This is a genomic window from Hoyosella subflava DQS3-9A1 (assembly GCF_000214175.1).
Classification (GTDB): Bacteria; Actinomycetota; Actinomycetes; order Mycobacteriales; family Mycobacteriaceae; genus Hoyosella; species Hoyosella subflava.
This window is the reverse complement of the sequence record NC_015564.1, coordinates 1,084,800-1,103,514: the sequence shown is the minus strand read 5'-3', so window position 1 is coordinate 1,103,514 and position 18,715 is coordinate 1,084,800. Positions and strand designations below refer to the sequence as shown.

The window sequence follows — 18,715 nt, the reverse complement described above, 5'->3', positions numbered from 1 at the left end:
ACCCTCAGACGAGAGTGGCCACCTCAAGTGAAGCGTGCGAGAGGTCAGTGACCGACGGGACGGGCCGCCGCCGACATCACCTTCACGGCGGCAACGAGGCCGTCGATCAGTTTGCCTTCGCGGAACGCGGGAACAGCGGCGGTGACACCGAGCTGGCAAATACGGTCGCCAACCTTGCCGACCACTGCAGCACCGGACACTACTTCGATCTTTCGTTCACCTGGTGACACCGCAATCAGCGCACTGTGGTCAGGATCATCAAGGCTGTCCAGCAGATCGAACGCCCGGTCATTTGCGTTATCGCCAAGCTCCCCGAGGTAAATGGTGAACTTGACTCCGGTGGTGCGAGTACCGAAGGTCAATGCGTCATCAAGCCGGATGAGGTCGTCCTTATCGAACGGGAGTTTCTCGACTGGCTCGTCGAGGAACCGGACTGCCGAAATGCGTCCGCTCGAGGTCTGCGCCGCTCCCAGCGGAAGATTCTCGACTACTGGTGCTGCAGGAACCAGAATCTCACCACGTTGCACTTGCAGATCCTCCAATCGGGTGCGCTCCGGATTCGGGGCGATGGCCGTGTCCACCGTGTCCTCCATGGCCTCCGTGGCCATGTTCATCGACGGCACTCCACCACACCGGTCCGTAAGGCCAGGGATCACCGAGCTGGTACGGCTCGGGACGAAGCGGCTTCTTCATCATCGGTATCACGCCCAGCAGGAAATAAATCGCTGCGGGAATGACAACGAATACAAGGATGGTCTCCATAGGGCTCACCCTTAAAACGGTAGTCGAAGCGCCTCATGGATTTGTCGCCGGGTCGGCAAAAAGTCGCAATCAGGCGCTCTCGAGCGCCGGAACGTAATCCCCCCATACAGGGTCGAAGGTGTCGATCTTCGATACCAGGTACCAGTGCCGTCCGGCGGGAGGCCGCGGAATGGTGCGCAGTGACCAGCCCAGTTCGCTCAGCAGCCGATCGGCTTTTTTGTGATTGCAGCGCGCACAACACGCGACGCAGTTCTCCCAGACATGCTCGCCACCGCGACTGCGCGGGACTACATGGTCAATCGTGTCCGCTTTTGCGCCGCAATAGCCGCACCTGAATCGATCGCGCTGCATCAGGGCCGCGCGCGTGAGGGGAACACGAGCTATGTAAGGGACGTGTACATAGACGGTGAGCCTGATGACAGAGGGCACATACAATTGGCGTCCCGCTGAATGGACGACTGTGCCCGCCGGATCTGAGTGGAGCATTTCCGCCCGATTTCGCAGCATGAGAACCAGCGCGCGACGGACCGGAACGGTGGTGAGGGGTTCATAGCTGGCGTTGAGCAACAGTACGCGCCGTGCCGCCCAGCCCCGCATCGGTGCACGGCGCTGCGCCTCAGGCACTGCCTCTGCGGGTGGGGGTGACTCGTGTGCGATCGCTAAATGGTCACCGTGATTAGCCCGTGGCACCCACTCGTTCGGGGTGACGCCGGGCACGAGTTGTCGATGGTGGACCTTGTTGGAACTCCTCTTCGCCATCTCAGGCCTCCCGTGCTGTGAATCGTTCGCCAGAGACCGCCAGACGGCGACCGCGACACTGCCCCAAGTGAACACTGTCGGACCGCGATTGCGCAGCAATTTTCCGGAGGAAGACCTGGGAAGAGTGTGTGAATTCTTGGTGACGGTTCCACGAGCGTCCCATGGGCACGGTCTTCCTGACACTCTACGATCAACTGTCGGCCATCGCCCCCACCGTCTTCATGGCCTCACAGTCCGATCCCTGGCAAGAGAACGTGGACTTGGTGGCCACCGCGCTCGATAGGCGCGACGAAGCCCGTCGCCTTCTCGCTGATTATGACGACCGCTGCGCCGAGATCAGAGAGGAGTTCGGCACGGAGGGGCAGACCGCACAACTCATCAGGCCTCGCGAGGACATTCTCACGCTCTACGGACCGGTGTCCTTTGCTGGCAGTACCCTCGAATGCGCTGGCTTCACAACACCGGACCGAGATTGGGCTGGGCCAAATTTCAGTCGATATCTCACCCGAGCTTGTCGCACAGGCGGAAGCCGACCTTGTCGTCGTGACATCCCCCACTCCCGACGACTCTGGCACCCTTCCCGCTGTGGTCACGAACAGCGTCGCCCAGTTCCCCAGACTGCATCTCGTTGACCAGGCGTACTGGATCGCAGGAGTGGGCCCACTCGGCGGGATGAGAGTCCTCGACGACATCGAAAAGATCCTTCACGAAGGCTAGTAGCGGGGCCGTGACATCGTCGTCCTGGTACGTACCATGGTCGGCGTGCTGACAAATGTGACCGAAGCTTTCGAATGGACCGAGACGAGCCGGGAGTGGCTCATCGCGAAGCCGATCGAGGCCGCTTCCTACATCGTTGTCGCTCTGATTTTGCGATGGGTGGCACACCGCCTCATCGACCGCGCGACCAGGCGCAGCGGCCGCAGAATCCTGCCCGCCGCTGTGCGCAGAAACGGCGATGTGCGGGTTCTCGATCAGGCACGGCGGGATGAGCGCAACGCCCAGCGGCGCAAAACCATCGCGTCAGTATTCAAGTCGACCGTTACTCTCATGCTCTTCACATGGGTTGCGTTGACGATTCTCACGATCGTCGGTATCAACGTGGCGCCGTTCATCGCCTCCGCCGGTGTTATCGGTATCGCACTCGGCTGGGGTGCACAAAGTTTGGTTCGCGACTTTCTTTCCGGGATTTTCATGCTGCTCGAGGACCAGTACGGCGTGGGCGACATCGTCGACTTCGGTGAGGCTGTCGGGACTGTCGAGCACGTGGGACTGCGTGTGACCACGCTGCGGGCGCTCAACGGAACCGTCTGGTACGTGCGGAACGGCGAGGTGCTGCGAGTCGGCAACCATAGCCAGGGTTACGCCGTGGCAGTCGTCGATATCGCCCTCGCACGGCCCGTGAATGTCGGGAAGGCCACTCGCATCGCGGAACAAACAGCGCTCAGCGCCGCGAAGGACGATGCTATTCGCGATGACGTGCTGGAGACTCCAACTCTGCTCGGGGTGGATTCGACTACCGCCTACACGGTCACCATTCGTGTGACCGCAACAGTGCGGGCAGGCTCGCAGTGGGGAGTCCAGCGCTACCTCACTCAGCGGATTCTGTCTGACCTGGCTGACGCCGATATCGTCACGCACGACGCGCCGCCGGAGGCAACGGATGCATCGAAGGGCACGGTACCCGCACAAGGGTGACGGTGGCGCGGTCTCGCGTCCGTTTCGCGGCGCGGCCTCAAGACAGGCATGATGGAGAGTGATGGCAAGCGAGCAGCAGTTCGAGACGTTTTACGACGCGGTGGGCGGGGCGGAGACCTTTCGCCGCATAGTGGCGCGCTTCTACGAGGAAGTGGCGAAGGACGAAATAGTTCGCCCTTTATATCCGGAGGAAGATCTTGGTCCCGCTGAACGCAGGTTCCGAATGTTCCTCGAACAGTATTGGGGCGGCCCCCGTACATACTCGGACGAGCGCGGCCACCCTCGGCTGCGGATGCGGCATATCCCGTTCGAGATCGGTCCGCTGCAGCGCGACGCGTGGCTACGCTGCATGCGAATCGCCATCGCTTCGATCGAGCCCGAGACGCTCAACGACGCTCGGCGAAAGGAACTGCTCGACTACATGGAAATGGCGGCGAATTCGCTGGTCAACTCGCCGTTCTGACTCACGAAGTAGCCGTCAGCGCACGAAAAGCGGAATCTTCGACCGGTTGATCACGACGGAACCAAACCGCGCGTCGATGCGCACCCACGTCGATCGCGCCCGGACCCGGACGATCTCGTTCGGATCGACCGTTCCCGCCGTGCCAGTCGCTGGGTCCTCGTCTGCTTTCGGGATGAAACCCATTCCGGTCATCGCGAAAACTGCTCGCATTGTGACGGCGGCTGTCCCGCCTTCGCCGCGAACCGTGAGTACTTCCTGGTCCAGCAACGATCCTGGGGTTCCTTGACTGGTGCTGTGTTCACGAGCGAGGTCAGCGCCCCGCTGCGCCAACTCGATAAGGACGTGAGCCGGCACGTCATCTACGTGGCTGTAGCCACCTTCCGGTGGAAGCGCACCGCGCCACGCGGAGTCCATGCTGTAACCAGCCTGGATGATTCCGCTCCGAGTCTGCCGCAACGTCTGCAGCAGATGGTCAGCCGCCGTGATGAGGTCGGTCGGCGTGGCCTGTCCCTCAATAGTGCGCGAAGCAAGCACGTCGAGCCCCGTATTGACCCATGCCGCGACATGTCCCTCGCCGCGGTTACGGAACCTGATGACCGCTGATTCATCGAGGCGCAGAGCACGGGTGAGGAACGCACCGAGGTCAGCACGCGATGATCTGCCACGAAGGACAAGGTGACGTTCTCCGCCGCCGGTAATTTGCGTCATTTCACGGTGTGGAGGAACTGTGCCAAGAATGCCCGTTCCCCGGTCGTTAGTCTGCGCAGCCGCTGGGTGTCGATGTCGAAGGCGGCTAACTGGATCGAGGCGGTCACCGCGGCCGGAACACCGTTCTCAGCGCCATGTGGCCGGACTTCATAGCCGATCGTCCAATCCGCGCTGCGTAGTCGCTCAACCCACATGTCGACTTGCAACGGACCGTCGGAGTGGCGAAGCTGGCCACGGTAGCGGACCTTCATCTCAACCACAACGGCGCCCTGCCCCAGTTCAGCTGTCGGACGGTCGGGGGTGAGCAGCCACGGGATACGCGCCTCTTCGAGGAGCGTCACCATTCGCGCATGATTGATGTGCTGGAAGACGTCCATGTCCGACCACCTGACCGGAACTGCCACGCGAAAAACGTTGCCGCCATTGTGCGAGGCGGGGGCGCCGCTAGCCTTCGTTGAAGCCGTGTGCTGCCGCTCCCCCGCCTGTGTCACCTGCTTGCCTCCGACCTAACGCTTCGTGAATGGACCATGCTCCGCACCTGGCGCGCCGCAACCGACAGCGTCGCGAGGTCCAGTGTGCCTGAATTCGCGATCTGGGCGAGAGCCGTGCGCGCCCGCTCCAGGCGGGAAGCGTTGGACAACTCCCATTCGGCGATCTTCTCTGCCGCGCTTTCGTCCGGTTCCGCGTTCTCGAGCACGTCGAGGCAGAGCGCCCTTGTCGAACCATACAGGTCATCGCGGAGCGCCAGTCGGGCGAGGGCGTGCCACCGGTCGCCGCGCTCAAGCCGCGAGACCGCGCCCTGGAGCATATCAATGCCTAGGTGCGCGGTAAGCGCGTAGTACAGCTCTGCAACCTCCGTCGGCTCATGCTCGGAGAGGTCAGCAACTTCCGCGATATCTAGCAGACAGTATTCGTGCGGTAGCCCGTAGACTCGTGCAGCGAGATCCTTCGGAGCGCCTTGAGCGACAGCATCCTCGGTTCGGGACTTGAGGAAACGTAGGTCGTTTCCGTGCAGCCACCCGGGGACCTTCGGGCCGAGTTCACGAACAGTCGCAGCGAACCTGTTAATTTCCGCGCCCACTGCCAGGGGTTGCGGACGGTTTGCGAGCAGCCACCGCGAGGCACGGTCGAGAAGACGGCGACTACCCAGTATGAGTGTGTCAGAAGCCTCGGTCGGCATGTCTGTTGTGCGGATCTGAGTCCAAAGCTCGGTCATACCAAAAATCGTGTTCACCGCCGCGAAAGCCCTGATCGAGTCGGTGGTGTTTGCGCCAGCATCCTCAAGGAGGCGGAACGTGAAGGTGATACCCCCATTGTCGATCGTCTGGTTGGCGATCATTGTCGTCACGATCTCGCGCTTGAGTGGATGCTGCTTTATCGCCGATCCGTACTGTTCCCTCAGCGGCTCCGGAAAGTACTCGGGCAACCGGGAGGCAAAAATCTCATGATCGGGCAGTTCGCTGTCCATCAAGTCCGACTTGATCGCTAGCTTCACATGCGCGAGCAGCGTCGACAACTCCGGGGACGCGAGGCCCTCCCCACGTTTGATCCGCTGATCGATCTCTCCTTCGTCCGGAAGCGCCTCGATCTCGCGGTCCATACCGCGGTTCGCCTCGAGATCGGCGATCTGCCGGGCATGCACGGGCAGCAGCGACTCCGTGTTGGCGCGACTGGTGCCCATCAGTTCGTTTTGCATGCGGTTGTCGTCGAGGACGAGTTCCGCCACCTCATCCGTCATCGACGCGAGTAAGCCATTGCGATCGGACGGGGCGAGATCGCCCGAACTAACCAGTGATTCAAGAAGAATCTTGATGTTCACTTCATGGTCGGAGCAATCCACACCCGCAGAGTTGTCGAGCGCATCCGAGTTGACCTTACCGCCGCGCTGGGCGAATTCGATGCGGCCTTTCTGCGTGAGACCGAGGTTGCCTCCCTCACCGACCACCCGGACCCGCAGGTCAGATCCGTTGACGCGCACCGCATCGTTGGCTTTGTCCCCACAATCAGCGTTCGTCTCTTCCGAAGACTTGACGTAGGTTCCGATGCCGCCGTTCCACAGCAGATCGACCGGCGCGAGGAGAATGGATCTAATGAGTTCCGGCGGTGACAACTCATCTAGCCCCGCAGGCAGTTTCAGCACGTCTCGGATTTCTGGGCTGATGGGGATGGACTTCACGCTGCGCGGCCACACCCCACCTCCCTCACTGATGAGCGATGTGTCGTAGTCCGCCCACGAGGACCGCGGCAATTCAAACATGCGTTGCCGTTCGCGGAACGACGATGCTGCGTCAGGGTTCGGGTCGATGAAGACATGACGGTGGTCGAACGCGGCCACCAGGCGGATGTGCTCACTGAGCAGCATGCCGTTGCCGAACACGTCACCGCTCATGTCACCAACGCCGACGACGGTGAAGTCTTCGCTCTGAGTGTCGAGCCCTTCTTCACGGAAGTGGCGCTTGACGCTTTCCCACGCTCCGCGAGCAGTGATGCCCATGACTTTGTGGTCGTAACCAGCTGAACCGCCGGATGCGAAGGCATCTCCGAGCCAGAAGTTGTACTTGCCCGCGACCTCGTTCGCGATGTCAGAGAAGGTCGCGGTTCCCTTGTCCGCCGCCACCACCAGGTACGTGTCATCCCCATCTTGGCGCACCACGTCGGCGGGCGAAATCACCGCGCCGGATGTCTGGTCAAGGTTGTCTGTCACGTCGAGAAGTCCCGAGATGAACAGGCGATAGCAGCGAATACCTTCCGCGCGGAAAGCGTCGCGGTCAGCGGCGGCATCACCTGACACTGCCGGCGGCTTCTTGACCACAAACCCGCCTTTCGCACCGACTGGCACGATGACGGCGTTCTTGACGGCCTGCGCTTTCGCGAGGCCGAGGATTTCGGTCCGGAAGTCTTCCCTGCGGTCCGACCAGCGCAGTCCGCCACGCGCGACCTCACCAAATCGGAGGTGCACGCCCTCGATGCGAGGTGAGTACACGAAAATCTCGAAGCGAGGCCGGGGCTTGGGGATCTCCGGCACGTCGCGGGGATCAAACTTGAAACACAGCACCTCCCGGTAGCGACTCTTGCCCGCAGTCGGATCGATATCGTCGCGCGCAGCGACGAAGTAATTCGTACGGAGCGTCGCCCGAATCAGTCTGAGATATGCGCGAAGGATCCGGTCCGCATCGAGACTAACCACCTTGTCGAGGTGATCGTTGATCTGGGTAATGAGCTCTTCAGCGCGCTCACGCGAGTGGTTCACCGGATCGAACGTGGCTTCGAACAACGCCACGAGTGCTGAGGTGCTCGCCGAATGTTCGAGCAATACATCCTCGATATGTGACTGGCTGTACTGGAACCCGAGCTGGCGCAGGTATCGGGCATAGGCCCGCAGCATCGTCGCTTCGCGCCAGTTGACCCCGGCTCGCAGGATCAGTTCATTGAAGCGGTCCGCTTCCGCCAGTCCGTCCCACAGGGCGGCAAACGCTTCCGTGAAGCGACGCTCGAGGTCATTGTGAACGACACCATCGTCCGTGAATTCCGGGATGGTCGGCAGGGCCCCGTCAAGGTCGGCAACGGCGGCGGTTTTCAGGGTTTCGGAGTCGACGACCAGGCTGAAATCGTAAATCCAGATCTCTGCCCCATCAGACCGGGTCAGCCGGTACGGACGTTCATCGAGCACCTCCACGCCCATGCTCTGCATTACCGGCAGGACGTGACTCAATGAGACACTCTCGCCGTTCAAGTAAAGGCTCAACTGCCACCGGCCATCGCCTGCACCCTCCCTGCGGTAGAGCGCGATAGCGATACCACCAGGCTCCAGACGGTCTATGCGCTTGAGATCGGAGATCGCCCGGACCGGTTCGAAGTCAGCCTTGTACGACTGCGGGAAAGCACCGGCGTGGCGATTGGCACGTCCAGCGTGCGCGGTGGGCTCTTGCCGAGCGACCTCATCGGCAAGCAGGTCCTCCCAGCTGCGGGTAGCTTCACCGAGCGTTGTTTGCAAACGCTGCCTGGCTTCCTCGGACACGTCAGGCGCATGCCCGCCGGTCCACCCATCTGGTATGCGGATGATGAAGTGGACCTGAGCCACGACAGATTCTGTTACGCGGGCCGTGTAGTCGATCGTCGAACCCTGAAACTCTTTCAGCAGAATCGACTGCATCTCTAGGCGCACCCCTGTGCGATACCGGTCGCGCGGCATATACACCAATGCGGACACGAACTTTCCGTTGGGATCTGCCCGTAGGAACAACCTGAGCTCGCGTGTCACGCCGATCGCGACGACTTCGCTCACTGTCTTGTAGAGGGTTTGTACGTCTGCAGTGAAAAGTTCAGTCCTGGGGTACGACTGGATGATCTCCAGCATCGACTGACCAGAGAACGAATCGGGCGAGTGCCCCGCCATTCGCAGGACTTCCTGTACACGACTCGCCAGGACCGGGACGTCCAGGACGTTCTCGTGCAGCCCCGTCACGGTGAAAATGCCAAGGAAGCGATGCTCGCCAATAAGTTGGTCGTCGTCGTTGAAGATGCGTACACAGACGAAGAACGGGTACACAACGCGCAGAGACATCGCGGGTGCCTGTCCCTGAGCGAAAACCAGCAACCGCTGCGCCTCTGACGCGTCACTGTAGAGGCGGAACCGTAGGTCCGTCATTTCGGGTGAACGCAACACACCAAGACCGCTGCCGTCCACGACGCTGAGGTCAGGCCCAGACTCGGACCGCCCGGTGACTTCATACCGACGGTAGCCGAGGACCCTGAAATTGCCGGACGAAAGCCACCGCAGGAGGCCGGCTGATTCGTTCGCTTCCGAGGCCTCCGCCCGGCCGATCCCACGGCCGGACTCCAGTTCCGTCGCGATGTCAGCGAGCGTGCTTCGCATCGTCGAGGTATCCGAAACCACCTGGCGAACATCGCCAAGCAGCTTCGTGACCCTGTCGGTGATCTGCTGTGTCAGTTCAGGCGGGGTACCGGTGAGTTCAAGGTGCATCCATGATTCAGCGAGCGCGTCGTCGGGCTTGTCGAATGTGGAGCGGTCGGTAAGGACCTCGGCGAGGTTTCCATCGTGGTCTCGCCGCACGATCAGGACTGGGTGAACAATCTGCTCCACACTGATCCCAACACTGCCGAGCAGCGCGGTGACGGACTCCACCAGGTAGGGCACATCGTCGGTGACAATCTGGAGGACGGATGCGTTCGACTGACCGGAACCGTTGCCGGTGCGCGCGTCGTCAGCAGAGATCGACACCGCCGGGGTACCGGGGGTTCTGCGCGCTGCGAGTTCCCGGTGGCGCTGCAACAGGCGGTAGGCGCGGCGCTGATGATCGTCCGCCGCCTCGCCCTCCGCGGGCTGCTGCGCCCCGCCGATATCGGATGGGACAGCGTCTTGCCGATAGTACGTTCGGTACAGGCGCGTGAGATCCCGGTCTCCCGACGAGTCCTGCTCGAGACGCGAAGCGATATCCGCATCGGAGGGCTGTTCCTGAGGCGCATCCGCACCCGCGGAGGTCCCGGTAGTGGAATGGACGTGGGAATCCGTCATCGCTTACCTTCCTGACGCAGCACCAACGCTCACGAGGCTATTAGCGATTCCCTACTTGTGGGTGTAGTTACGCAATATTGCCTGTAGCAGGCTCGTTACTCTTCCGTAACTAGGTACGCTTCTAGCCCTTCTCGCTCGGCAGGCTCCAGTGGCCGTGATGAATTCGACGTCGTCGAGAATGCCACCAGCACAGCGGTTAGCGCTCCAGCCCGCTGCCCTGCGTTATCGAATACACGGTGGCGGATAGTGAACGAACTCGTTCCGATTGTGAGCACCTCGAGTTCGACGGTGACCGGACCCGACTCGGTGAAGAGTGGACGCTCAAAGTCCGCCTCGAGGTGTCGAACCACTACTGCCTTGCCTGCGGTGAAGGCATGCCCAAAGTTCTCCGCGATGAAACGTACGCGCGCCTCCTGCGCATACTCGATGAACTTCGTGTTGTTGACATGCCCGAGCATGTCGGAGTCACCCCAGCGGACCTCGACCTGGCATTTGTATGTGTCGGCCACAAATCAGTCTCTCGTTAGGCGCCGGTACGTGACGCGGTGTGGACGCGCAGCTTCAGGCCCCATCCGCTCGATCTTGTTCGCTTCGTACGCTTCGAAGTTCCCTTCGAACCAGAACCACTTCGCGGAGTTGGTGTCGTCACCCTCCCACGAGAGGATGTGTGTACAGGTCCGGTCAAGGAACCACCGGTCGTGGGAAATCACGACAGCACAGCCTGGGAACTGCTCGAGAGCATTCTCAAGGGAACCGAGTGTTTCAACGTCCAGGTCGTTAGTGGGCTCGTCCAGCAGGATCAGGTTGCCACCCTGCTTCAGGGTGAGCGCGAGATTGAGCCTGTTGCGCTCGCCACCTGACAGCACGCCAGCCGGCTTCTGCTGATCCGGCCCCTTGAAACCAAAAGCGCTGACGTATGCACGCGAAGGCATCTCGGTGTTCCCGACTTCGATGTAATCGAGTCCGTCTGAAACGACCTGCCACACCGTCTTCTTCGGGTCGATACCGCCACGGTGCTGATCAACATAACTCAGCTTGACCGTCTCGCCGACCTTGACCGTTCCCGAGTCCGGCTCTTCGAGCCCGACGATCGTTTTGAACAGGGTTGTTTTCCCAACACCGTTCGGGCCGATCACGCCGACGATGCCGTTACGCGGCAGAGTGAACGACAGATCCTTGATGAGCATCCGGTCGCCGAAGCCCTTGTCGAGGTTGTTGACCTCGACAACGACGCTGCCGAGGCGTGGCCCAGCAGGGATCTGAATTTCTTCCATGTCGAGCTTCCGCGTTTTTTCCGCTTCAGTCGCCATTTCTTCGTAACGCTGCAACCGCGCCCTGCTCTTGGCCTGTCGCGCCTTCGCTCCCGACCGGACCCAGGCGAGTTCGTCTTTGAGGCGCTTTTGGAGCTTCTGGTCCTTCTTGCCCTGGACTTCGAGTCGCTCGGCCTTCTTCTCGAGGTACGTGGAGTAATTACCCTCATACGGGTATGCCTTGCCGCGGTCTAGCTCAAGAATCCACTCGGCGACGTGGTCAAGGAAGTAGCGATCGTGTGTGACCGCAAGGACCGCGCCGGAATAGTTCGCGAGGTGCTGCTCAAGCCACAACACGCTCTCAGCGTCAAGGTGGTTGGTGGGTTCGTCGAGTAGCAGGAGGTCCGGCTTGCTCAGCAACAGCTTGCACAGCGCAACACGGCGCCTTTCACCACCGGAGAGTTTGGTGACCGGCTCGTCAGCGGGCGGACACCGAAGCGCATCCATCGCCTGTTCCAGCTGGGATTCAATGTCCCACGCATCGGCATGGTCAAGCTCCTCTTGGAGCTTTCCCATTTCCTCCATCAGTTCATCGGAGTAGTCGGTTGCCATCAGTTCGGCGATCTCGTTAAACCGGTCGAGCTTCACCTTGGTCTCGCCGAGACCATCCTCGACGTTCTGGCGAACAGTCTTCGATTCATCAAGCGGTGGTTCCTGAAGCAAAATGCCGACAGTTTTGTCATTCGCGATGAACGCGTCACCGTTGCTGGGATGTTCTAGTCCCGCCATGATCTTCAGTACAGTTGACTTACCTGCACCGTTGGGCCCGACAACACCAATCTTGGCGCCGGGGAGAAAAGCCAGGGTGACGTCATCGAGGATGACCTTGTCACCGTGCGCCTTCCGCACGCGCTTCATGGTGTAGATAAACTCAGCCACAATTACCTCTCGAAAGTTGTCCTGCATTGCAGCGGGAACGGCCTCATGCGTCACCCAAACTACCGTGTTGCAGGTTAGCGCAGTTGGCCGTTCTCCCCTACCTCGCCGCCCACGATTCGCTAGGCAGCGACTGCGATGCCGCTCTCACTCAGAGCACGCTCGTCGCCCTCACCCTCACTCGCATCCTCGTGCGGCTCAGCCTCTGCCCTATCTTCTGCGCGTTGCTCCACAGTAAGGTCCGGCGTCACCTTGTCTTCAGTCTTCGCTGGCGCGCGACGATCGATCTGCGCGATGCACCGGGTGACGTCTGGCCCGACCGCGCGCGCTCGCATCTCGAGTGACATTCGCTGCTGACCCTCATTGTCCGTATACGTGTGGGTATGAAGATCGCCGTGCACGATCACCGGATCACCCTTCATCAGACTCGCAATGACGCGATGTGAGGCCCTGTTCCAGCAGCTGACGCGGACGAACAGCGTCGTTCCGTCTTTCCACTCTGCATTCGACCTGTCGAACACTCGGGTCGTCGACGCCACGGTGAAACTCACCACCTCGTCACCGCGGGTGCCAACTAGGCGTCGGTTCATGTTGCTAGCGACATTGCCCACGATGGTTGTGTAACTCTCGTACATGCCTTTTCTCCTGGTTTGTTCGGCCGCCTTCCGGCGGTCTGTAAGCGCGAAAGTGTCGCTAAAACTAGGATGACGCGGCATGAATGCTCGCGGGGGACCGAGAACCGAATTGTGGACAACCCCGCAACCTGTGGAAAACCGGTGAATTCGTTCGTATTGCGACCGGACTTTGTCAGGGGCATGTGTTAGGACGCGGGGCTACCTGCCCTGCCGCTCCGCCTCCTTGCGGGCCAACTCGGCGAACATCGCGTTGTAGGCCGCGAGCGCCGCGTCGTCATCCTTGTCCGCCACACGGTCCATTCGACGCGCAAATCGCCGGTCAGTACGCGACCACTGCACAAGTAGTGCGAGCATGACGATGATCAGCGGCATTTCACCGGTACCCCAAGCCAGACCGCCACCAACTCGCTGGTCCGCTAAAAGGTCAGGGACCCACGGCAAGTTGAGTTGCTGGTAGAACCAGCCACCCATGACGGTCTCCATATTCATCAGTGCAATACCGAAGAACGCATGGAACGGCAGCGTCGCCCAGAGCACACCGAGCTTTGCGAGCGGCTGCATCGGATGTGGCGACTGGTCCACACCGATCACCACCCAATAGAAAAGGTAACCGCTCAGGAGGAAATGCAGATTCATCAGGATGTGTGCCGCATGGCTGCCCACGTAAGCGTCAAAAATGCCGCCAAAGTACAGACCGTAGAAGCCCGCAACGAAGAGGATCGCGGCGATCACGGGCTGGGTGAGGAATCTCGAAACCGGGCTGTTGACTGCAGCGAGAATCCACTCCCGCGGCCCTGGGACGCTCCCCTTGCCTGCTGGCTTTAGCGCACGAAGCGCCAGAGTGACGGGGCCACCAAGCACCAGCAGTACCGGAACCAGCATTGACAGCAGCATGTGGGAGCCCATATGAACGCTGAACATTGCCGGCGCATAACGCGCGATCCCAGACGAGGTCGCGATAAGAAGAACAACACAGCCGGACAGCCACGCAATCGTGCGTCCGATTGGCCACGCGTCACCCCGCGCATTCAGCTTCCGGACCCCGAATGCGTATAAAACTGCGAGGACTATCGCGAGCGTCCCGAAAATGAGGTCGAAACGCCAGTCAAGCATCAGTCGCGCGAAAGTCGGCGAACCTTCCAGGTTGTAGCCAAGTTCTACCTCCATCAGCGTCGGGACGGAGGACGGAGCGGGGGGCGGCGTTCGGCCAAGGGCCACCGCAAGCCCGAACGTTGCCGCGAGAATGAAGAACTCGGCGATGGCGAGTGTGACAAACGGGGTTCGCGCGCGACCATCGCGATGAAGGACGCCCACTACGCGTCGGCGCTGGGTCCAGCCGAAAACACCGAGTACAACCAGCGCAACCGCTTTAACCAGCACGATCCTGCCGTATGCGTCGCTTAGAAGATCGCCTAGCTCGATGCGGACAAACGCATTGACAATTCCGCTCAGCCCAACGGCTGCGAAAGAAATCCCGGCGAGCAGCGAATAGCGCCGCACCACGAGCGCACGATGTTCGCCCCCGTGCCACGCATGCATGAGCACCGCGAATAGCCCGCCCATCCAGAGCGATGCGCCCACGATGTGCCAGAACAAACTGTTCGTTGCTACGTCGTGGCTGCCGCCCGACGCTGAATGGCCCGTCAGTACCAGTGGCATCAGCGTGAACAACGACAACGCGAGCAGGGCGGGGGTCCACGACCAGCGCAGCACAGCGCGCGACAACATTGCCAGCGCGGCAGCGAACACGCCGGTCCAGGCCCACGCGAGCGCCGTGTCGACGCGCGGAAGGCTTGGCCACAGGTTCTCGGGTCTGACGGCCTCAAGGAATCCCGCCCCCGAAACGTCGGACAATGTCAGCGGAACCATGAGAAACGCGCATGCCGCCCAGATCGCCGCGGCACCGCCGCACACGCGCATCGCGCGATAACCGCCAACATCAAGCACCCCGCTGGACTGCGGCGGCACTAGGAAGGCCGCCAGCAAAGCGCATCCAATGGCCACTACTGCGGCCACATACCCCACTGACTGCACGGCAGGCAGCCCATAACGAGTGGCAACACCCGGATCAGGAATGCCGAGGAGGACCAGCGCGTCGGTTGCCGACAAGCTCGCCAACCCAGCTGCGACGAGCGCAGCAATCAAGGCCGCCATCCCCGCCACTGCTGCGAGACCCAACCGGGACTGCCCGTCGATCGGCTGATCCGGAGTCTCGCTCTCAGCACTGTCGAGCGACCCGGCCGACATAGCCGCAGATTCAGCGTTCGCCATGGCAGACAGGGTACGGGGAGACCGACTGCCAGCGCGAACCGCGGATCGATGGCGAAGGACGTAGGTCACAATATCCACGATGCGGCGGATAGCGAAGCTGACTCAGACGCCGGGACCACGTCAGCGTCGGAACCAACCACTGAGGCACGCGTAGCCGGTTCCGAACTTGAGGAACAGTCAGACTAACGTTGTGTATAGCACTGCCCGCCCGGGGACAGCGGTCGGGGAATTCGTAGCCATCCAACTCGATATCACGACGTCCGATCAGGACAGCGCGGGCCGTGTCTCCGGTATGACGGCATCAAGTTTCGGCACTCTCAGCACCACGGGTGACGTCGCGAAGTTCACCAAGGCCCACACGCGACGCGTCGGCACACAACGACGCTCGGCACACCGCCCGCCGTGCTCACTCCGCTACACTCTCAGGCGTCGCGGGTGACGTGTCACGCCTCCGTAGCTCAGGTGGATAGAGCAAGGGCCTTCTAATCCCTAGGTCGCAGGTTCGAGTCCTGCCGGGGGCACCTAGTTTCCGAAGGGGACTTCCGACACATGAATCAAGCGTGTCGGAAGTGTGAATCGGGCCCGTGAACGCGCCGGGCCGAGCAGCCTGTCGGGACGCTGACCGCAGCCGAGCTACTAACCCTCACGGCCCTAAGAACGCGGGAATGCAGATCGACCCCAGCGTGAAACCGTCGCAGGGCGCGGGTTCCGAGCCTTGCACTCTGTTACCGCCCATCCGGGTTACCGCCCCATCCGGCAATGTTGGTTCACCTACTCCTGAACTCCTGGCACGATCGTCGTGACGTCGAGTTGGTGCGCATCGCTGTTGACGTTGGCGCATGCGGTGGCGCTGTTTGCGACATAGAGAGAGTCATAATCGTTGGGTGGATAGACGCGGAAGCCGGCCACCTCCATCGGGTCACACACATCCGACGGATAGTTCTCGACATCGACCGCGCGGATCCTGGCGGAGGCTTGACCTTCGGGGTCGAGCGAAACCGAACCGCCTGTCGACCCGCTGCGCTCGGCTGCGCGACCTATTTGAGAGCCGTCGGGCCCTGTCACGTACGACACTCCCGGGAAGCCCTGGAGTGCGCAGGCCTCCTCCCCGATGTTGGTGAATATAAGATCATAGACAGTTGAACCCGCTGCGCCCTGTGGTTCGCCGAGGCTTAACTCGAGCTCGCCTGTCGTGCATCCTGCTAGTGACTGCGACGAGCTCACCAGGTCTAGTCCCTCGGACGCTTGCTCCACGCCGCATCCAGTGAGCGCAGTAGCAGCGAGCAGCACTGCGGCCGCGCCATAACTTGCGTGAGTCGTTTGCGTTCTCCGCGTCATTTCGCGACCTCCGTTGTTATTCACCGGCGCCGGCCACGACGGCGCTGACATCGAGTTGATGCGCGTCCGAGGTGGCGTTGGCGCACGCAGTGGTTTCATTCGCGACAAAGAGGTAGTCGAAGTCATTCGGTGGGTAGATCCGGAAACCAGCAACCTCAGTCTGGTCGCACACATCATCTGGGTAGTTGGTAACGTCTACCGCCTCGACTTCAGACGAAGCCTGCGCTCCGGGCGCAAGGTCAACAGCCTCGCCGGCGTCACCGCTGCGCTCGGCGGCCTGTCCTATCTGCGAGCCGCCCTCCCCCGTCACGTAGGAGACACCCGGGAACCCGTGCATCACACACGTGCGATCGCCCGTATTCGTAAATACGAATGTGTACGTTGTCGAGCCAGCCGCACCATCCTGGCCACCAATCTCGACGTCCAGTTCGTCTGTCAGGCACCTGTCACCGTGGGCAGGACCCGCTGGAGTCTCTTCAACCGGGGTCGTCGCTTGCGCGTCTGTAGTCTCTGGACTTGGTTGCGCTTCGGTCTGCTCGCCGTTCGTGCCGGGCTCCGTCGCGGGTTCGTCCTCGACGACGGTCGTACACGCTGTGAGTGCCAGGCCGAGCGCGCAGCCGAAAGCTGCGGCAATCTGTCGTGGGGTTCGTGCGATCATCACGCCTCCATCCGTTGCCAGCCCGCCAGCAGCAGCTGAATGAAATGAATGTGATCTTACTCGCACGGCACTGCATCTGCGTCTGAAATGAACGGTTCGCCTCGTTTGATCTCGGTGCCCGCCGGGAGGCTGAACAGCGTTATCGTTACCGGACTGGGATGCGTTGCGAGCCGACGACCACGACTCCTGGCTTAAGGTCGCATGGCCGGGCCCGTGTCGGGCGATCGGCTCGCTCTGGAGAGGTCGCGGTCTTCGATGGCTGATTGGTTCACCGAGAGAATCGTCGATAGCGGCCGATTGCCGCTGTTCTTCCTAATGGTGGCGTTCGCGCTGACGTTCTTGTTTATCCGCTTCAGCACCAGGATGATCCGCGCGCAGGTGTCATGGTGGCCCGGCAACGTGACACCAGGCGGGCTGCACATCCACCACTCGGTGTTCGGCCTCGTGATGATGCTCATCTCCGGATTCTTGCTAATCGCATCCGCGAGCTACGACACGTCCGTCACGGACAACATCCTCGCCGCTCTCTTCGGTATCGGTGCTGCGCTCGTCCTTGACGAATTCGCGATGCTTCTCCACCTCCGCGATGACTACTGGACGCAAGAGGGACGCGAAAGCATCGACGCGGTCTTCGTGGCTTTCGCGATCACCGTCCTGTTCGTGCTCGGGATCCATCCGCTAGGTCTCTCGGGCGACTTCGCGAGGTACGACGAGCAACGCACGGCGGCTGTCCTCGCGATTTCGATCAGTGTGTTAGCCGTTCAATACGGACTCGCTGCCGTGACGTTGCTCAAGGGGAAAGTGTGGAGTGGGCTCTTCGGCCTGTTCCTGCCCCCACTCCTACTCGTCGGTGCTATCAGGCTCAGTCGCCCGGCAGCACCATGGGCTCGTTGGTTTTACCGACCAGAATCGCGCAAACAAGCCCGGGCAGAAGCCCGGGAGAAGCGATTTCGGCAACCAGCCGTACGAGCCAAGATCGCCGTGGAGCAGGCGCTGGCCGGAAAGTTCGATCTTGCCGACCCGTCGGCGGACGATACCGACGCGCGTCGCGACAAGGAGAAGCACTAGGCAGCGTGCGACGTTTCCGCGTTTCGCTTGAGTTTCATTTGCACCGCGGATCACCGTCGTCGGTCTGGGAAATCTCCACCCGTGCCGGCTCTTCATCGAAAAGGATGACGCTCAGCCATTCGCGGGGTGAGCCTTCTTCCGCCGCGGCTTCCCACCAATGCCACGCCGTCATGGTGGCTAGTTCTTGCTTGACGCAGTACTCGAGATCATTCAATCTCTCCCCCGCGGGCAAGTGTTTGTCGAACCACCCGATCAGATCTTCGTAATCGGCTTCAGGCAACGTCCACACAGTTATCGCAGTGTTCTCGGCATGCTCCGGGACTGGGATTCCAGTGACCCCCGACGGCGCCGGGCCACCAAGCTCAGCCTTGCCGTCACTACAGGCGCTCGCAAGTGCCGCCACGCAGACACTCCACGCCGCGAAGCGTGCCCCGCGCGACGGATCCGGTCGCCGCCCCAAACACTGCCCAGTCATGCTCCCACCGCCATCCCATCGTCGCTCAAGGTGCTTGATACCCGGCATCCCGGTTTTTAGACCCGCGATCTGGGTATCCCCCGCCACATCCAGCTACTGTGGAATCAGTGCGTCCGACGGATATCCGGACGGCCCTGACCCAACTGAAAAGCCAGGTTCGT

The 18,715-nt window shown here is 61.4% G+C and carries 17 protein-coding genes, 1 tRNA gene and 1 pseudogene; 6 read left to right on the top strand and 13 right to left on the bottom strand.

From position 1 onward, the window contains the following. Nucleotides 1–44: 44 nt before the first annotated feature. The 3 genes from AS9A_RS05175 to AS9A_RS05170 all read right to left on the bottom strand — a co-directional run bounded on the left by AS9A_RS05175 (nt 45) and on the right by AS9A_RS05170 (nt 1,521). A complete protein-coding gene (locus AS9A_RS05175) occupies nt 45–614 on the bottom strand; it encodes a DUF5130 domain-containing protein (RefSeq protein WP_237707877.1) in 570 nt (189 codons plus the stop codon). Further along, nucleotides 514–762 (bottom strand): aa3-type cytochrome oxidase subunit CtaJ, encoded by a 249-nt coding sequence (gene ctaJ, locus AS9A_RS25045; RefSeq protein ID WP_013805870.1) that lies wholly within the window; start codon nt 760–762, stop codon nt 514–516. The genes AS9A_RS05175 and ctaJ overlap by 101 nt, the downstream gene beginning before the upstream one ends. A gap of 69 nt (nt 763–831) precedes the next feature. After that, nucleotides 832–1,521, bottom strand: coding sequence for an HNH endonuclease (locus AS9A_RS05170; protein ID WP_013805869.1), 690 nt, complete (start codon nt 1,519–1,521; stop codon nt 832–834). Between the two features lie 161 nt (nt 1,522–1,682). On the opposite strand from AS9A_RS05170, the pseudogene AS9A_RS24860 reads away from it, so the two are divergent. The 4 genes and pseudogenes from AS9A_RS24860 to AS9A_RS05155 all read left to right on the top strand — a co-directional run. Continuing rightward, a pseudogene (locus AS9A_RS24860) lies at nt 1,683–1,832 on the top strand (ABC transporter substrate-binding protein); the annotation flags it as partial. Between the two features lie 112 nt (nt 1,833–1,944). Beyond that, the gene (locus tag AS9A_RS24855; RefSeq protein ID WP_013805868.1) at nt 1,945–2,238 is read left to right on the top strand and encodes an ABC transporter substrate-binding protein; all 294 of its coding nucleotides are present in this window, start codon (nt 1,945–1,947) and stop codon (nt 2,236–2,238) included. 36 nt (nt 2,239–2,274) lie between these two features. After that, nucleotides 2,275–3,216 (top strand): mechanosensitive ion channel family protein, encoded by a 942-nt coding sequence (locus tag AS9A_RS05160; protein WP_013805867.1) that lies wholly within the window; start codon nt 2,275–2,277, stop codon nt 3,214–3,216. A gap of 61 nt (nt 3,217–3,277) precedes the next feature. Then, the gene (locus AS9A_RS05155; protein ID WP_013805866.1) at nt 3,278–3,679 is read left to right on the top strand and encodes a globin; all 402 of its coding nucleotides are present in this window, start codon (nt 3,278–3,280) and stop codon (nt 3,677–3,679) included. Between the two features lie 15 nt (nt 3,680–3,694). Here the strand turns inward: AS9A_RS05155 and AS9A_RS05150 are convergent, their stop codons facing one another. The 7 genes from AS9A_RS05150 to AS9A_RS05120 form a co-directional block, all read right to left on the bottom strand. Beyond that, nucleotides 3,695–4,387 carry a hypothetical protein gene (locus AS9A_RS05150; protein ID WP_013805865.1) on the bottom strand — a complete coding sequence of 231 codons (693 nt, stop codon included), beginning with the start codon at nt 4,385–4,387 and terminating at the stop codon, nt 3,695–3,697. Continuing rightward, nucleotides 4,384–4,791 carry an acyl-CoA thioesterase gene (locus AS9A_RS05145; RefSeq protein ID WP_041451538.1) on the bottom strand — a complete coding sequence of 136 codons (408 nt, stop codon included), beginning with the start codon at nt 4,789–4,791 and terminating at the stop codon, nt 4,384–4,386. The genes AS9A_RS05150 and AS9A_RS05145 overlap by 4 nt, the downstream gene beginning before the upstream one ends. Before the next feature lie 83 nt (nt 4,792–4,874). After that, on the bottom strand, nt 4,875–9,923 hold the full coding sequence (locus tag AS9A_RS05140; protein WP_013805863.1) for an NAD-glutamate dehydrogenase: 5,049 nt from the start codon (nt 9,921–9,923) through the stop codon (nt 4,875–4,877). 95 nt (nt 9,924–10,018) lie between these two features. Next, complete coding sequence (locus AS9A_RS05135) at nt 10,019–10,432, bottom strand: acyl-CoA thioesterase (RefSeq protein ID WP_013805862.1); 414 nt, start codon at nt 10,430–10,432, stop codon at nt 10,019–10,021. A gap of 3 nt (nt 10,433–10,435) precedes the next feature. Then, nucleotides 10,436–12,112, bottom strand: coding sequence for an energy-dependent translational throttle protein EttA (gene ettA, locus AS9A_RS05130; RefSeq protein WP_041451536.1), 1,677 nt, complete (start codon nt 12,110–12,112; stop codon nt 10,436–10,438). Between the two features lie 119 nt (nt 12,113–12,231). Further along, nucleotides 12,232–12,744, bottom strand: coding sequence for a single-stranded DNA-binding protein (gene ssb / locus AS9A_RS05125; RefSeq protein ID WP_013805860.1), 513 nt, complete (start codon nt 12,742–12,744; stop codon nt 12,232–12,234). A 198-nt stretch (nt 12,745–12,942) separates the two neighbouring features. Next, nucleotides 12,943–15,015 (bottom strand): cytochrome c oxidase assembly protein, encoded by a 2,073-nt coding sequence (locus AS9A_RS05120; protein WP_013805859.1) that lies wholly within the window; start codon nt 15,013–15,015, stop codon nt 12,943–12,945. 447 nt (nt 15,016–15,462) lie between these two features. Here AS9A_RS05120 and AS9A_RS05110 point away from each other — a divergent pair. Then, nucleotides 15,463–15,536 (top strand) — tRNA-Arg (locus AS9A_RS05110). A 250-nt stretch (nt 15,537–15,786) separates the two neighbouring features. Here the strand turns inward: AS9A_RS05110 and AS9A_RS05105 are convergent. Together AS9A_RS05105 and AS9A_RS22575 are read right to left on the bottom strand one after the other, a co-directional pair. Next, nucleotides 15,787–16,353, bottom strand: a complete 567-nt coding sequence (locus AS9A_RS05105) for a DUF4232 domain-containing protein (protein WP_049793659.1) — start codon at nt 16,351–16,353, stop codon at nt 15,787–15,789. Between the two features lie 16 nt (nt 16,354–16,369). Beyond that, complete coding sequence (locus AS9A_RS22575; RefSeq protein WP_013805856.1) at nt 16,370–17,011, bottom strand: DUF4232 domain-containing protein; 642 nt, start codon at nt 17,009–17,011, stop codon at nt 16,370–16,372. A gap of 255 nt (nt 17,012–17,266) precedes the next feature. On the opposite strand from AS9A_RS22575, the gene AS9A_RS05095 reads away from it, so the two are divergent. Further along, on the top strand, nt 17,267–18,079 hold the full coding sequence (locus AS9A_RS05095; RefSeq protein WP_013805855.1) for a hypothetical protein: 813 nt from the start codon (nt 17,267–17,269) through the stop codon (nt 18,077–18,079). Between the two features lie 34 nt (nt 18,080–18,113). On the opposite strand, the gene AS9A_RS05090 is transcribed toward AS9A_RS05095, so the two are convergent. Beyond that, entirely contained in the window at nt 18,114–18,482 is a 369-nt protein-coding gene (locus AS9A_RS05090) for a hypothetical protein (protein WP_013805854.1), read from the bottom strand. Between the last annotated feature and the right edge of the window lie 233 nt (nt 18,483–18,715).

What these genes read in the sequence shown, in the direction of transcription:
- ctaJ (WP_013805870.1), bottom strand. Translation starts at nt 762, where the DNA reads ATGGAGACCATCCTTGTATTCGTTGTCATTCCCGCAGCGATTTATTTC.
- AS9A_RS05140 (WP_013805863.1), bottom strand. Translation starts at nt 9,923, where the DNA reads ATGACGGATTCCCACGTCCATTCCACTACCGGGACCTCCGCGGGTGCG.
- AS9A_RS05155 (WP_013805866.1), top strand. Translation starts at nt 3,278, where the DNA reads ATGGCAAGCGAGCAGCAGTTCGAGACGTTTTACGACGCGGTGGGCGGG.
- AS9A_RS22575 (WP_013805856.1), bottom strand. Translation starts at nt 17,011, where the DNA reads ATGATCGCACGAACCCCACGACAGATTGCCGCAGCTTTCGGCTGCGCG.
- AS9A_RS05095 (WP_013805855.1), top strand. Translation starts at nt 17,267, where the DNA reads ATGGCTGATTGGTTCACCGAGAGAATCGTCGATAGCGGCCGATTGCCG.
- AS9A_RS05105 (WP_049793659.1), bottom strand. Translation starts at nt 16,353, where the DNA reads ATGACGCGGAGAACGCAAACGACTCACGCAAGTTATGGCGCGGCCGCA.
- AS9A_RS05175 (WP_237707877.1), bottom strand. Translation starts at nt 614, where the DNA reads ATGAACATGGCCACGGAGGCCATGGAGGACACGGTGGACACGGCCATC.
- AS9A_RS05120 (WP_013805859.1), bottom strand. Translation starts at nt 15,015, where the DNA reads ATGGCGAACGCTGAATCTGCGGCTATGTCGGCCGGGTCGCTCGACAGT.
- AS9A_RS05170 (WP_013805869.1), bottom strand. Translation starts at nt 1,521, where the DNA reads ATGGCGAAGAGGAGTTCCAACAAGGTCCACCATCGACAACTCGTGCCC.
- ssb (WP_013805860.1), bottom strand. Translation starts at nt 12,744, where the DNA reads ATGTACGAGAGTTACACAACCATCGTGGGCAATGTCGCTAGCAACATG.
- AS9A_RS05150 (WP_013805865.1), bottom strand. Translation starts at nt 4,387, where the DNA reads ATGACGCAAATTACCGGCGGCGGAGAACGTCACCTTGTCCTTCGTGGC.
- AS9A_RS05160 (WP_013805867.1), top strand. Translation starts at nt 2,275, where the DNA reads ATGGTCGGCGTGCTGACAAATGTGACCGAAGCTTTCGAATGGACCGAG.